This is a genomic window from Pseudonocardia nantongensis (genome assembly GCF_046546495.1).
Lineage (GTDB): Bacteria > Actinomycetota > Actinomycetes > Mycobacteriales > Pseudonocardiaceae > Pseudonocardia > Pseudonocardia nantongensis.
The window spans coordinates 93,555-108,485 of the sequence record NZ_JBKGXT010000006.1; the positions used below are offsets into that span (position 1 = coordinate 93,555).

9 protein-coding genes are annotated in these 14,931 nt (G+C 75.1%); 2 read left to right on the forward strand and 7 right to left on the reverse strand.

The features are described 5' to 3' along the window. Positions 1 to 23 precede the first annotated feature (23 nt). The gene (locus tag ACLFMI_RS08425) at positions 24 to 353 is read right to left on the reverse strand and encodes a hypothetical protein (RefSeq protein WP_410947191.1); all 330 of its coding nucleotides are present in this window, start codon (positions 351 to 353) and stop codon (positions 24 to 26) included. Positions 354 to 589: 236 nt separating this feature from the next. Here ACLFMI_RS08425 and ACLFMI_RS08430 point away from each other — a divergent pair, with 236 nt between their 5' ends. Beyond that, the gene (locus ACLFMI_RS08430; protein ID WP_410947192.1) at positions 590 to 2,821 is read left to right on the forward strand and encodes an NADP-dependent isocitrate dehydrogenase; all 2,232 of its coding nucleotides are present in this window, start codon (positions 590 to 592) and stop codon (positions 2,819 to 2,821) included. Positions 2,822 to 2,918: 97 nt separating this feature from the next. Here ACLFMI_RS08430 and ACLFMI_RS08435 read toward each other — a convergent pair whose 3' ends face one another. The 4 genes from ACLFMI_RS08435 to ACLFMI_RS08450 form a co-directional block, all read right to left on the reverse strand. Beyond that, positions 2,919 to 4,220, reverse strand: a complete 1,302-nt coding sequence (locus ACLFMI_RS08435) for a DUF2252 domain-containing protein (RefSeq protein ID WP_410947193.1) — start codon at positions 4,218 to 4,220, stop codon at positions 2,919 to 2,921. Between the two features lie 456 nt (positions 4,221 to 4,676). After that, positions 4,677 to 4,994, reverse strand: a complete 318-nt coding sequence (locus tag ACLFMI_RS08440; RefSeq protein WP_410947194.1) for a DUF3017 domain-containing protein — start codon at positions 4,992 to 4,994, stop codon at positions 4,677 to 4,679. A 7-nt stretch (positions 4,995 to 5,001) separates the two neighbouring features. Continuing rightward, the gene (locus ACLFMI_RS08445; protein WP_410947195.1) at positions 5,002 to 5,856 is read right to left on the reverse strand and encodes a bifunctional methylenetetrahydrofolate dehydrogenase/methenyltetrahydrofolate cyclohydrolase; all 855 of its coding nucleotides are present in this window, start codon (positions 5,854 to 5,856) and stop codon (positions 5,002 to 5,004) included. A gap of 247 nt (positions 5,857 to 6,103) precedes the next feature. Then, positions 6,104 to 9,487, reverse strand: a complete 3,384-nt coding sequence (locus ACLFMI_RS08450) for an error-prone DNA polymerase (RefSeq protein ID WP_410947196.1) — start codon at positions 9,485 to 9,487, stop codon at positions 6,104 to 6,106. Positions 9,488 to 9,882: 395 nt separating this feature from the next. On the opposite strand from ACLFMI_RS08450, the gene ACLFMI_RS08455 reads away from it, so the two are divergent. Next, positions 9,883 to 11,514, forward strand: coding sequence for a M28 family metallopeptidase (locus ACLFMI_RS08455; RefSeq protein ID WP_410947197.1), 1,632 nt, complete (start codon positions 9,883 to 9,885; stop codon positions 11,512 to 11,514). A 40-nt stretch (positions 11,515 to 11,554) separates the two neighbouring features. On the opposite strand, the gene ACLFMI_RS08460 is transcribed toward ACLFMI_RS08455, so the two are convergent. Then, positions 11,555 to 13,336 (reverse strand): DNA polymerase Y family protein, encoded by a 1,782-nt coding sequence (locus ACLFMI_RS08460; protein WP_410947328.1) that lies wholly within the window; start codon positions 13,334 to 13,336, stop codon positions 11,555 to 11,557. 200 nt (positions 13,337 to 13,536) lie between these two features. Further along, complete coding sequence (locus ACLFMI_RS08465; protein WP_410947198.1) at positions 13,537 to 14,628, reverse strand: hypothetical protein; 1,092 nt, start codon at positions 14,626 to 14,628, stop codon at positions 13,537 to 13,539. Positions 14,629 to 14,931: the final 303 nt, after the last annotated feature.

Consider the following 14,931-nt stretch of genomic DNA (forward strand, 5'->3'; position numbering starts at 1 on the left):
GTGCGAGACCCCTCGCGACGAGATCAGCACTGGCTCCCGGCCGTCGCCGCCACGCTGTTCGCCGGCACCCAGCGCTCGCCGTCGACGAGCTTGCGGAACCCGGCGTCGACGACCGCATCGGCGGCGACCTCGTCGCCGCGGGCGAGCGTGTCCAGCGGCTGCGCGGACGGGTTCGGCGCGGCCCGCACGGTCACCTCGGCCGCCTGCACCGACACCGTGCACGCGCTGCCCAGATTGTCGGTCGCGGCGCCGTGCAGCAGCGCGACGGCCGTGAGCCCGACGCCGATGAGGCCGACCAGCGGCCAGCCGCGCAGCCACGACGTGTTCAGTCCCGGGATGGTCGCGCTCGGCACGGGGTCGCTCCTCGCCTCGTCCGTTCCTGGCCTCCACGTACGGTAGCCGGTCGACCACCGTTCCGGGCCGGGTGCGGCGCCGGTGTCACCCCGGTTACTCCTGCGCGCGTGTGCGGGTACCCAGGCGATAGCGTGTGCCGCGGAAGCGGCCCGCCCCCGCCGGGCGGTGCGCCGGGCGTCGCGGGACCGCAGGTACGACAGCACATCCGACGAGCCCGAGGCAGGCCAGACACGCGATGAAGCTCATCTACACGTACACCGACGAGGCGCCGGCCCTGGCGACCCACTCGTTCCTGCCGGTCGTCGAGGCGTTCGCCGGCCAGGCCGGCGTCGACGTGGAGACCCGCGACATCTCGCTCGCGGCACGCATCCTGGCGAAGTTCCCGGACCGCCTCACCGAGGCCCAGCGGGTCCCGGACTCGCTGGCCGAGCTGGGCGAGCTGGCGAGGACGCCGGACGCCAACATCATCAAGCTGCCGAACATCAGCGCGTCGATCCCGCAGCTCAAGGCCGCGATCGCCGAGCTGCAGGGCGCCGGTTACGACGTGCCCGACTACCCGGAGGACCCGCAGACCGACGAGGAGAAGGCGGCCCGTGCCGCCTTCGACGCCGTCAAAGGCTCCGCGGTCAACCCGGTGCTGCGCGAGGGCAACTCCGACCGCCGCGCGCCGGCGTCGGTGAAGAACTTCGCCCGCAAGTACCCGCACTCGATGGGTTCCTGGTCGAGCGACTCCGCCAGCCACGTCGCGACCATGTCGGACGGCGACTTCCGGCACTCCGAGACCTCCTTCACCGCCCCGGCCGACGGCACCCTGCGGATCGAACACGTGGCCGCCGACGGCACCGTCACGGTGCTGAAGGAGTCGGTGAAGGTGCTGGCCGGTGAGGTCGTCGACGGCGCCGTGATGCGCCGCGAGGCGCTGCGGGCATTCCTGGACGAGCAGGTCGCCGACGCCAAGGCGAAGGGCGTGCTCTTCTCGGTGCACCTCAAGGCCACGATGATGAAGGTCTCCGACCCGATCATCTTCGGGCACGCCGTGCGCGCCTTCTTCGACGACGTGTTCCGCAGCTACGCCGACGACCTGGCCGCGGCCGGCGCCGACCCGGACGACGGCCTGGCCGCGGTTCTCTCCGCGCTGGAGAAGCTGCCCGCCGGCAAGCGCGACGCGATCGAGAAGGCGATCACCGCCTGCTACGAGTCCGGCCCGGCGCTGGCCCAGGTCGACTCCGCGCGCGGGATCACCAACCTGCACGTGCCCAGCGACGTCATCATCGACGCCTCGATGCCGGCCGCGATCCGCTCGTCCGGGCAGATGTGGAACGCCGACGACACCACCCAGGACACCAAGTTCGTCATCCCGGACTCGTCCTACGCGGACCTCTACGACGAGACCGTGCGGCACTGCCAGGAGCACGGCGCGTTCGACCCGACGACGATGGGCACCGTCCCGAACGTCGGGCTGATGGCGCAGAAGGCCGAGGAGTACGGCAGCCACGACAAGACCTTCGAGATCGCCGGGCCGGGCACCGTGCGCGTGGTCGACGCCGGTTCCGGCGAGGTCCGGCTGTCGCACGAGGTCGCCGAGGGCGACATCTGGCGTGCCTGCCAGACCAAGGACGCCCCGATCCGCAACTGGGTCGGCCTGGCCGTCGACCGGGCGCGGGCGACCGGCGCCCCGGCCGTCTTCTGGCTGGACGAGACCCGCGCGCACGACGCGCAGCTGATCGCCAAGGTGCGCGAGTACCTGGGTGAGCACGACACCGACGGCCTGACCATCGAGATCAGAGGAGTCGCCGACGCCACCCGCTACACCCTGGAGCGGGCCCGCAAGGGCGAGGACACCATCTCGGTGACCGGCAACGTGCTGCGCGACTACCTGACCGACCTGTTCCCGATCCTCGAGCTGGGCACCAGCGCGAAGATGCTCTCGATCGTCCCGCTGATGAACGGCGGCGGCCTGTTCGAGACCGGGGCCGGCGGGTCCGCACCGAAGCACGTGCAGCAACTGCAGAAGGAGAACCACCTGCGCTGGGACTCCCTCGGCGAGTTCCTGGCGCTGGCGGTGTCGCTGGAGATGCTGGCCGCCAAGGCCGACGAGCCGCTGCGGGCGAAGCTCCTCGGGCAGACACTGGACGACGCCACCGGGCGGCTCCTGGAGAACGGCAAGTCCCCGTCCCGCAAGGTGAACGAGCTGGACAACCGGGGCAGCCACTTCTACATCGCGCTGTACTGGGCGCAGGCCCTCGCGGCGCAGACCGAGGACCCGGGGCTGGCGGCGATCTTCGCCCCGCTGGCCGAGTCGCTGGCCGCCGGCGAGGAGAAGATCGTCGGCGAGCTGAACGCGGTGCAGGGCGAGCCGGTCGACCTGGGTGGCTACTTCTACGTCGACCGCGTCAAGGCCGACGACGTGATGCGCCCGAGCGCCACCTTCAACGGCGCGATCGACGGGTTCGACGGCAAGGCCTGACGCACCGTCGTCGCCGCCGAGGGCCGTCTCCCGACCGGGAGGCGGCCCTCGGCGCGTCCCGGGCGGGTCCGGTCCCGGGACAGCGCACCGCGCCGGTTCACGAGCTGCTGACGCCCGGGATCCGGCCCTCCCGGAACGCGTCCACGAAGAGCGCGTGGTCTGCCCGGACGGTGCGGGCGTACTCGTGCGCGAAATCGACCACCCAGTCGACGAAAGCGTCCTCGCGGCCGGCGAGCCGGTCGGCGATCGCCTCCTCGACGCGGAAGTCGACGAGGTCGTGGTCGGTGTCGGCGTCAGCCACACAGTGGATCTTCGCGGTGGCCCGGCCGAGGTCGACGACCACCGGGCCGATCTCGTCCGGCTCGGTGAGCTCGGACCAGTCCAGGTCCGCCGCGTACGGCGAGACCTCGGCGACGACGAAGCCGACGCCGTCCAGGTCGGTCCAGCCCAGCATCGGGTCCGCGTGCGCCTGCAGGGCGCGCTGGGACACCGCGGTGCGGTGGCCGTGGTGCCGGAAGTGCGCCGTCACCCGCTCGTCGGTGACCACCCGGGACGGCGCGGCCACGTTGCCCTGTTTCATCGACACGACGAGGTCGTTGTCCAGCGCCTGGTTCAGGCCCTCCACCAGCACCGTGTAGGTCGGCAGCCCGGCGCTGCCGATCCCGACGCCGGTGCGGCCGGCGACGTCCTTGACGGTGTAGGCGACGCCGCGGTGCCGCTTGTGCTCCGGGATGGTTCCCACGTAGGCCTCGAACGCGGCGATCACCCGCGCCCTCTCGTCGTCGCCGAGGGCGCGCAGACCGGGCCCTGGTCGCAGGATCCGGTCGAAACCCTCGGTCTCGGTGATCGCGTCGAGCAGCCCGATCCGGGTCCGGGTGCGGGCGGTCTGCAGCACCTGGTGCACCGGGCCGTCGGTGGTGTCCAGGCGCAGCGCGAACCGGTCGTCGTCGGTGGCGGCGAAGTGCCGGACCTGCTCGAGGTAGCTGCGGCAGTAGCGTTCGACCAGCTCGGAGAGCGTGCGGTCGGCGAACGCCTTGCGCCGGCCGAGCAGGCAGAGGCTGGCCGCGAACCGGGTGACGTCCCAGGTGAAGTGGCCGAGGTAGGACTCGTCGAAGTCGTTGACGTCGAACACCAGGACGCCGTCACCGTCCATGTAGGTGCCGAAATTCTCGGCGTGCAGGTCGCCCTGGATCCACACCCGGGACAGCCGGTCGTCCACCCACGGGTCGTCGCGGGCGGCGACGTCGGCGTAGAACAGGCAGGCGCTGCCCCGGTAGAAGGCGAACGGATCGGCCGCCATCTTGCGGAACTTCGTCCGGAACGCCGACGGGTCGGCCGCCATCAGGTCCTCGAACGCGGTCACCAGGATGTCGACGATCCGGCCGCTGCGGTCGTTCATGGGTGCAGTTGATGCCTCTGCCGGGGCCGGGCGCAACCCCGGGAGACGATCTCCGGGTCGATCTCCGGGCCGACCTCCGGATCGACCGGGGGCCGCCGGGCCCCTCCCCGCATCCGGGGCGGTGTATACCCGCCGGTAGAATCTCGTTAGCGATGATCATTATCGAGCCGACCCGCCCGACAGCCGCGCCGCCCGCGCGACGGCCGAGCCGTGACCGCCGCGTCGAGGCCACGAGCACCGGCCCCGGCCGGCCCGGCAGCAAGCGCCCGGCCGGTCCGCGCCGTCCGCCGACCCGCCGTCCGGCCGGCCCGGCCAGCCCCGGCGAAACCCGGAACTGACGCGCCTGGCCGCTGCCCGGCGCACCTGCACCGGGAGGTGCAGCACGGCTTTCGATCTCTCACCGGCGACCATGGTGTACCGCTCGAGGCTCCGAAGCGGTCCCTTCCCCGGGCGGGGTCAGCTGACCGAGAGCGATCCCCGGGTGATCGTGAGGGCGAGCAGCAGCACCGCGACGCCGAACCCGCCGTAGATCAGCGCATCGGCGTAGCGACCGCGGATGGCGAGCAGCCCGACCCGGTCCGGCGGCAGCACGGTCCGCAGCCCGGCCGCCGTCAGCATCGCGACGCCGAACAGCGCCGACCCCTCACGCCAGTGCTCGGTCACCACCCGCTGCAGGCCGATCAGTGAGAGGCCGAGCACGGCGAGCAACGGCCAGTGCGCGCGCAGCCGCGCCCGCAGAGCGTGCCCGCTGCGACTCGTCGCGCCGCTGCTCACCGTCCGCTCACTCCGACAAGCTCCGTTCGGCTGCCTCCACCACGTTCGTCAGCAGCATCCCGCGGGTCATCGGACCGACGCCACCCGGCATCGGGGCGAGCAGCCCCGCCACCTCGGCGACCTCCGGTGCGACGTCCCCGACCAGGCCCAGGTCGGTCCGGGTGACCCCGACGTCCAGCACCGCCGCGCCCGGCTTGATCTGGTCGGCGGTGATCAGCCCGGCCCTGCCCGCCGCCGCGACGACGACGTCCGCCTCCCGCAGGTGTCCGGCCAGGTCCCGGGTCCCGGTGTGGCACAGCGTCACCGTCGCGTTCTCGGCGCGGCGGGTCAGCAGCAGGCCCAGCGGCCGGCCGACGGTCACACCGCGGCCGATCACCACCACCCGCGCCCCGTTCAGCTCGACGCCGAACCGGCGGCACAGCTCGACGATCCCGCGCGGGGTGCACGGCAGCGGTCCCGGCTCGTTCAGCACCAGCCGACCCAGGTTCGTCGGGTGCAGGCCGTCGGCGTCCTTCGACGGGTCGACCCGCTCCAGGGCCGCCCCGGAGTCCAGCCCCGCCGGCAGCGGGAGCTGCACGATGAAACCGGTGCAGGCCGGGTCGGCGTTCAGCTCGTCGATGACCTCGTTCACCTGCGCCTGGCTCGCGTCGGTGGGCAGCTCCCGCTGCAGCGAGGTGACCCCGACCTTGGCGCAGTCGCGGTGCTTGCCGCGGACGTAGGCCTGCGACCCGGGGTCGTCGCCCACGAGCACGGTGCCCAGACCGGGGGTCACCCCGGCCGCGGTCAACTTCTCCACCCGGACCCGCAGATCCTCCAGGAGCTCCGCCAGCGTCGCCTTGCCGTCCATCACCCGTGCACTCACCGGGCCATCCTCCCAGGCGGCCGGAGGGGGTGCCGGACCTGACCTCAGGGCGGGTGGACCCGGCCGGAGGAGGGGGACGTGCACCACGACCTGGGGCGACGCGAGAAGCACGTGACACCGATGGACGGGAGGTGGTCTGGCCGTCCGGAGGGGCCGGGAACGATCTCACTGAGAGCAGAATCACATATCCGGCGCGCAGACCGGCCCGACTCGACGAGGGTGCGCGCACCGCCTGCTCCGGGCGGTCTCAGCAGAAGTCCCGGGACGCCACGGAGACGGCCAGCGGCATCCGCTGCAGCCGGTCCGCGACCAGGTTCAGCACCCCTTCCGGGCTGCGTTCCAGCCGGCCCCGCACGAGCAGCGCCGCGCTGCCCAGCGCAACCGAGCGGTAGCGGGCCCAGAGCCCCTCCGAGCAGGTCACATTGAGCATCCCGGACTCGTCCTCCAGGTTCACGAACGTCACCCCGCCCGCGGTCGCCGGCCGCTGCCGGTGGGTGACCAGACCGCCGACCAGGACGCGGGGTGGGGCATCCGGCCCGGCCCGGCGGCCGACCCCGTCCAGCCGGTCGATCCGGACCGCGCCCAGTCCGTCCAGGCGGTCCCGCAGGTGCAGCACCGGGTGACTCTCGGGCGAGACGCCGGTGGCCCACACGTCGGACACGGTCAGCTCGGCTTCGGTCATCCCCGGCAACGCCGGTGCCGCCAGCCCGACCGCGGTGCCGGGCAGGTGCTCGGGCCGCACCCCCGCCACGACCCCGGCGGCCCACAACGCCTCCCGGCGGTCCACCCCGAAACAGCCGAACGCGCCCGCGGTGGCCAGCGCCTCGGCCTGCGGGCCGGTCAGCCGGACCCGGCGGGCCAGGTCGGCGAGGTCGGCGAACGGCCCCCCGGCCGCTCGCTCGGCATCGATCACCCCGGCCAGATCGGCCCCGATCGCGCGGACGCCGGAGAGCCCGAGCCGGATCGCCCGGCCGCCCGTGCTGGACGGATCGGCCTGCAGGATCGCGTCGGCACGGCCGTCGTTGACGTCCGGCCGCCGGACGAGCACGCCGTGCCGGCGGGCGTCGGCGACCAGGGACTGCGGCGAGTAGAAGCCCATCGGCTGGGCGTTGAGCAGCGCCGCGCAGAACGCCGCCGGGTGGTAGAGCTTGAACCAGGCCGAGTAGTAGACCAGCGCCGCGAAGCTGATCGAGTGGCTCTCCGGGAAGCCGAAGTTCGCGAACGCCAGCATCTTGGTGAAGATCTTCTCGGCCAGCTCGCCGGTGATCCCGTTCGCGGCCATCCCGTCGTAGAACCGGCCGCGCAGCCGCTCCATCTTCGCTTCCGAGCGCTTGGACCCCATCGCTCGGCGCAGCTCGTCGGCCTCGGCCGCGGTGAACCCCGCGACGTCGACGGCGATCTGCATCATCTGCTCCTGGAACAGTGGGATGCCCAGGGTCTTGTCCAGCGCCGGGCGGAGCAGCTCGTGGTCGTGCTCCCACGTCTCGAGCTTGTTGCGGCGCCGGATGTAGGGGTGCACCGAGCCGCCCTGGATGGGACCGGGCCGGATCAGCGCGACCTCGACGACCAGGTCGTAGAACTCCCGGGGTCGCAGCCGGGGCAGGGTGGCCATCTGGGCGCGGGACTCCACCTGGAACACCCCGACCGAGTCGGCCCGGGAGAGCATCGCGTAGACCTCCGGGTCGGACTCGCCGATCTCGTGCAGCTCGATCCGGGTGCCCTCGTGCTCGGCGACCAGGTCCGCCATCAGGTGCAGCGCGGTGAGCATGCCCAGACCGAGCAGGTCGAACTTGACCAGCCCGGCGGCGGCGCAGTCCTCCTTGTCCCACTGGACGACCGTCCGGTCCGCCATCCGCGCCCACTCCACCGGGACGACCTCGGACACCGGTCGGTCGCAGATGACCATCCCGCCGGAGTGGATGCCCAGGTGCCGGGGTGCGCTCATCAGCTGCCCGGCGAGGTCGACCAGTTGCTCGGGCATCGGCAGCTCCTGCTCCCCAGCCGTCCCGAGCGCCGAGGTCTCCAGCGCGTGCCACCGCTCCACCCGCTTGCTCCAGGCGTCCTGCTGGCCCGGTGAGAACCCGAGTGCGCGGGCGGTGTCGCGGACCGCCGACCGCGGCCGGTAGGTGATGACGTTGGCGACCTGGGCGGCGAACAACCTGCCGTAGCGGCGGTAGACGTACTGGATGGCCTCCTCGCGCCGGCCGGACTCGATGTCCAGGTCGATGTCCGGGTAGCCGTCCCGGTCCGGGGACAGGAACCGCTCGAACAGCAGGCCGTGCCGGACGGCGTCGACCGCGGTGATCCCCAGCGCGTAGCAGACCGCGGAGTTCGCCGCGGAGCCCCGGCCCTGGCAGAAGATCCCGGACCTCCGGCAGAAGTCCACGATGTCGTGCACGATCAGGAAGTAGCCGGGGAAGTTCTTGCTCTCGATGATCTCCAGCTCGCGGTCCACGGTGTACGCGGCGAACGGGTTCTCGGCCGCGCTGCCGTACCGCTTCTGGGTGCCGATCCGGGTCAGCCGTCGCAGCCAGCTCGCCTCGGTCTCCCCGGCCGGGACGTCGAACGGCGGCAGGTCCGGCGCCACCAGGTGCAGCTCGAACGCCAGTTCCCGGCCCAGCTCCGCGGCCCGGGACACCGCACCGGGGTACCGGTCCTCGAACCGCAGTGCCATCTCCGTACCCGCACGCAGGTGCGCGGTGCCGGCCGCGGGCAGCCAGGGGTCGATCTCGTCCAGGCCGCGCCGGGCCCGCACCGCGGCGACGGTCGCCGCCAGCGGCGCCCCGTCCGGCGTCGCGTAGTGCGCGGCGGTGGTGGCCACGGTGCCGACCCCGGCCACCGCGGCGAGCGCGGCGAGCGCGTCGTTGCGCTCGGTGTCGGTGGGATCGCCGTGACCGGTCAGCTCGACCCGGACGCCGTCGTGGCCGAACCGGGAGATCAGCTCGTCCAGCGCCACGGCCGCGGCGGCCGGGCCGGCGGTCTCCAGCGCCCGGCGCACCGCGCCCTTGCGGCAACCGGTGAGGGCCACGACCTTCCCGGCGGTGTCCGCGACGACCTCGTCGAGGTCGTAGACCGGCCGGCCCTTCTCCCCGCCGCGCATCTGCGCAGCGGAGATCACCCGGCACAGCGCCCGGTAGCCGTCCGGACCGCGGGCCAGCAGCAGCAGGTGCTCGCCCTCCGGGTCGGCGACGCCGTTCTGCGGAGCGGACAGGCCCAGGCTCAGCTCGGCGCCGAACACCGTCCGTACCCCCAGGGCCCGGGCTGCCTCGGCGAACCGGACGACGCCGTACATGCCGTCGTGGTCGGTGAGCGCGATCGCCTCCAGCCCCAGCTCGGCGGCCCGTTCGACCAGTTCCTCGGGGGCGCTCGCCCCGTCCAGGAAGCTGAAGTGCGAGTGGCAGTGCAGCTCGGCGTACGGCAACTCGGCGTGCGGCACGGTGCCGGATCCGGTGGCGCTGCCGGTGCGCAGGGCCTCCGGCGGCTCGTAGGGCCCGCGGTGCGCCGACCAGGCCGGGGCGTCGCCACCGTCGGCCTCCGGGCCGCCGTGCAGGCTCGACCCCTCCCGCACCGGCCGGCCGGAGAGCGCTTCCTCCAGTTCGGACCACGGGACGTCCGGGTTCTGCCAGCCCACCCGACACACCATAGTAGAACAGACGTTCGAACACCAGGGATGGCGACGACCGCGCGCTGGATGCGAGTTCCGGGGCTCCGTGCGGGGCCCGGCCGGCTGCTCCCCAGCGCCGGCCGGCCCCGCACGGTGGTACCGGGCTCCTCCAGGACACCGGCTGCTCCCCAGCGCCGGCACCCGGGGCCACCCGGACGACCTTCGGGTCCCGGGATCCCGCTTCGCGGGTCTCCCGTCGACGATCCCCACTTCACCAACCGAACCTGTGGAACGGCTGAGACGAGGCCGTGGATCGGCCGTGGATCCGGCGGCAGGGCCCCGCGGTGCCACCCCGGCCCGGTGCCGGTACGGCGACACCCGTCCGGGTGGGATACCGGGAGTTCACGGCACGCGCACACCCCGTGGCCGATGCTGGCTCGGCGTTCCCGGACCGCACCCGGGCGCGCGACGGACCGGCCGACGAGACCGACGACGGGGGTGGGGCGATGCGGTCCCGGGCAACAGGAACACCGGCGACCGGTCGCCGCGGACGGGCCGAGCGCAGGACACGCCGGCCGGGGCACCGGCTGGTGGCGCTGCTCGCCACCGGGGCCGTGGTGGTCGCGCTCGCCGCCTGCGCCGACCGGCCCGCGGAACCGGGAGCCGTCGCGTCGGTCGGCCCCGACGACGGGGCCGGTACCTCCGCAGGCCCGGCTCCCGGTGTGGACCCCGGCCTCCCGCAGCGGCTCGCCGGCGCGGTGTCCGGCGAGTCCGCGCTGGCGCACCTGCAGGAGCTCGAACGGATCGCCGACCGCCACGGCGGCAACCGCGCGGTCGGCACCCCGGGGTACGACGCGAGCGTCGACTACGTGGCGGGCGCGCTGCGCGATGCGGGCTACGACGTGCAGACCCCGACCTTCCAGGTCCGCACGTTCACCCCGGGTGACGCCCGGTTGTCGGTGGGAGGCACGCCGACGCCGACCGAGGTGCTCGGCTTCTCCCCGGCGACCCCGCCGGGTGGTTTGACCGCACCGCTGTCGGTCCGTCCGCGCAGCCCGCAGGACCCGACACCGGGCTGCGAGGCCGGCGACTACGCCGGCATGCCGCGCGGGGCGATCGCCGTCATCGAGCGGGGGTCGTGCGAGTTCGGGCAGAAGGCGCAGCGCGCCGGCGCCGCCGGGGCGGTGGCGATGATCGTGACCAACACCGAGGACGCCGCGCTCCCCGGCACCGTCGGGGAGTGGCCGGACGTGGTGCCCTCCGCCGCGGTGACCCGGACCGTCGGGCAGGGTCTGCAGGACGGCCAGCAGGCCACCCTGCTGCTCGACACCACGCTGAAGCAGCAGGCCTCGCGCAACGTGCTGGCCACGACCACCACCGGCGACCCGAACCGGACCGTGATGGCAGGGGCGCACCTCGACTCGGTGCCCGAGGGTGCCGGGATCAACGACAACGGCAGCGGCAGCGCCGCGCTGCTGGAGACCGCGCTGAAGCTCGGCCCGGCGCCGCCGGCGGGCCAGCAGGTCCGGTTCGCCTGGTGGGGCGCCGAGGAGCTCGGGCTGATCGGCGCGACGAAGTACGTCGAGTCGCTGTCCCCGGAGGACGCGCGGCGGATCGCGCTCTACCTGAACTTCGACATGGTCGGTTCGCCGAACGCGGCCTACCTGGCCCTCGACGGGGACGACTCCGACAACGAGGGCGCCGGACCGGGCCCGGCCGGTTCCGGGGAGATCGAACGGGTGCTGGCGGAGTCGCTGGCCGGGACGGGTGTGCGCGCCGAGGGGACCGACTTCGACGGCCGCTCCGACTACGGGCCGTTCATCGAGGCCGGGATCCCGGCGGGCGGGCTGTTCACCGGCGCCGAGGGCGTCAAGACACCGGAGCAGGCACAGACCTGGGGCGGCACGGCTGGCCAGCCGTACGACCCGTGCTACCACACGGCGTGCGACCGGATGACCAACATCGATCGGACCGCCTTCGACCGGAACACCACGGCGATGGCCTCGGCGATCGGCCGGTTCGCGGTCGACCTGACGGGGGTCCCGACCCGCTGACCCCGCCCACCCGGCGCGAGCGGGGCGGGTGGGCGGGGTGTCAGTCGTAGACACCGGTCACCGTCCAGCGGTCGTCGCAGTGGCTCAGCAGGAGGGCGGCCCCGTCCTCGAGGACGACCTGCAGGCGGGTCGCGGGGCCGGGTCCGTCCGGTGTCCACCAGCGGGCATGCACCGGCCAGGGCCCCGCCCATCCGGTCACCGCGCGGTCCTGCCCCGCACCGCCGGCGATCCGGGCCGGGACGCCGTCGAGCAGGTCCGGGGCCGCGGGGCGGAGCTCGGTGCCGTCCGGGCCGAGCAGCTGCACCGGCACCGGGGCGGGCGGGACGACGGCCGGAGACGGGGCGGGCAACCGTCCGGGCCAGGATGCCGGCGGGTCCTTCGGCACCCGCCGATCCGCGCGAGCCGCTGCGCCGGCTCCGGCCGCCGTGGTCGTCCTCCCGGCGCGGCGGCCCCCCGGTCGCGACGCGGTGGCGGCCCCGGCCGGAGGGCACCCGCCGCCCGGATCCGGGGCCCCCGGGGCCGGGGGACCCACCGCGGCCCCGGGGCCCTCGCCGGCGGAACGTCCCGGCACGCCGGGGGTCGCCCCGAACGCCGGCACGTCGCCGGGTGGGACCGGCGGTGCCGCGGTCGGGTCGAGCTCCCGTTCCTCGCCCCACGGCACCAGCCGCACCCGCTCCGCCGGGTCCCGCCCGCCCGCCGGGACCGGGGTGAACACCGCCTCCGGCCCCAGCAACGCCTGCACCCGGACGAGCGCCCGGCCGGCCCGCTCGTCGGCCTCGCCGACGTCGCCCCACAGGCCCCGCTGCAGCGCGCCCGCCACCACCGTGTCCTCGGGGGTGAGCCGCAGCGCGACCAGCGCACCCGAGCCGCCGCACGCGAGCCAGGAGTCCAGTTGCCAGCGCACCCGGTCGACCGTTCCCGCGGGGCCGAGCGGCTCGGCACACCGCCAGATCCGCATCAGCTCCCGACCGTCCGCGGTGCGTGCGTGCACGCCGATCCGGGTGCAGGCCAGGCCGTGGCCGGCGAGCGCCTCGTGCAGTGTCGCGGCCAGCCCGCGGGCGGCGAACGCGGCCGCATCCACCCGGTCGACCGGAGGGTCCAGCTCGACCGCGGCGGACAGCTCCTCCGGCGGGACCCGTCGCGCCGGAGGGCGCGGGTCCAGGCCGCGGGCCAGCCGGTGCGCGGCGACCGCGTCCGCCCCGAACCGGGAGGCGACGTCGGCCTCGGGCAGGGCCGCGAACGCGCCGAGCGAGCGCAGCCCGAGCCGGCGCAGCAGGTCGACCAGACCGGACCGGTCCACGTCCGGGTCCCGGTCCAGCTCGGACACCTCCATCGGGGCCAGGAACTCCGCCGAACCGCCGGACGGCACCCCGCGGCCGCGGCGGGCGGCGAGCTCGGCGGCGAACATCCCGTCGGCGACGCCGATCTGGCACTCGGTGGCCGCGCGCAGCGCCACCTGGTCGATCAGCCGCTCGACGGCCGCCCGCTCGCCACCGAACCAGCCGACCGGCCCGCGCGCGGACAGCACCAGCAACCCGGGCCGGACCACCTCGACGCCGGGCGCCAGCTCCTCGACCGCGGCCGCCACCGGCTCGAACAGTCGCGCGTCCCGCCCCTGGTCCGGGGCCAGCACGGCCAGCTCCGGGCAGCGGGCCTGCGCCTCCCGGCGGCGCAACCCGCGCCGCACCCCCTGCCGGCGGGCGGTGGCCGAGCAGGCCAGTACCCGGTTCGCGTGGAACACCGCGGCCGGGCGGTGCGCCGGGACGTGCGCGGCCCGGGCCGCCGCAGTGACCGGCCAGTCGGGCGACCACACGGCCAGCACCCGCTGGTCCGTCGCCGACGGCTCGTGCCGGCCGCGACCGGGCCCGGGGTCCCCGCCGGCGGGCTCGGCGGACGCCCGGGACGGGGCACTCACCTCGGGACCGGCGCCCGGGCGGCGCGCGGCACCGGACCCGGGCCAGGACGCCTCCGGACCGGTCACCGAGGCCCGGTGCAGCCCGGCCGCACGGCTCCCCCGGCCGCTCACCCGGCTGCCCGTACGGCCCGCCGGCCCGCCGGGTCGCCCGGAACGGCCGATCCACTCCGGCCCGCACCTGCGGAGGACACCGCACCTCCGGAGAACACCGCGGCCGGGAACCCGGCGTCCGGGAGCCCGGCGTCCGGGAGCCCGGCGTCCGGGAGCCCGGCGTCCGGGAGCCCGGCGTCCGGGAGCGCGGTGGTCGGGAGCGCGCCGACCGCCCCGGCCGGGCCGGGCAGCAACACCTCGACGGCCCGCCCGGCCGGGCCGGTGCCGCGGCCGTGGGCGCGCACCTCGACCCGCCGGGCCCGCAGCCGCCCCGCGCCGGAGGCCGTCCCCTCCCAGTGCGCCCGGACGCACTGCAGGCGCACGTCGGCACCCGGCCAGGACCCCAGCGCCAGCAGCACCGCCCCGCGTTGGCGGGCCCGGGCCGCGAGCCGCTGCCGGTCGGCGGCTCGCAGCCCCGCCCGGTCCGGTCCGGCGACGACGACCAGGTCGAGCCCGTCCAGCAACGCCGCGGTGACCGGGACCAGGTCCGTGCCCGGATCCGGGACCAGCGCCAGCCGATCCAGCCGGACCCCGGCCTCGGCCGCGGCCGTCGTCCCCAGTCCCGGCCGCCCGACGACCCCGGCCCAGGCTCCCTCGGCGGACGCCGCCGCGAGCAGGGCGAACAGCAGCGATCCGGCACCGGCACCGGTCGTCACGGCGACCGTCGATCCACGGCGGAGCCCGCCGCCGGGCAGCAGCTCGGTGAGCGGGCCGGGGACCGGGAGCAGCGCCCCGTCCATCCCCGGCTCCGGCCGGGCCCGCTCGCTGTCCGCCCGGCCCTCCACCCGGTGCAGCACCCGGCGGGCCCGGGCCAGCCGGTCGGCCGCCGTGTCCCCGCCGGCGGCGGTCCCCCCGACCGGGCCCCGGCCCCCGTGCAGCGGCTCCCGCCCGCCCACGGGGGCGCGGGGCCCGGCGAGCCCGGCCCGCGCCCCGGCTCCGGAACCGGCGCGGTGCGCGGGGACGGGCTCCCCGTCCGCCTCCGTGCACCGTGCACCGGCCCCGACCACCGGACCGGCCGGCTCGTCCGGTTCCTCCGGGTCGGCCCCCACCGACCACGGATCCCCGGCTGCCGGATCGCCCCCCACCGGATCCCGCTGCGCCGGATCCCGCTGCGCCCGATCTCTCTGCGCCGGCTCACCGGACACCGGACCACCGACCGTCGACGCGCCGACCGCAGTCCCGACCATCCGAAACCTCCCCTGCCGCACCGCGACCGATCGGACGACCGGCCGGAACCTGCCCGGCACGCCGCGGGGAAGGCGACGCAACTCGAACTGACGTTCGAATCATAGAGCCGGGATCGCCCCCGCCGCAGCCCCCGATCGGGGGATCCGGTGGAGCGACCGGAACGA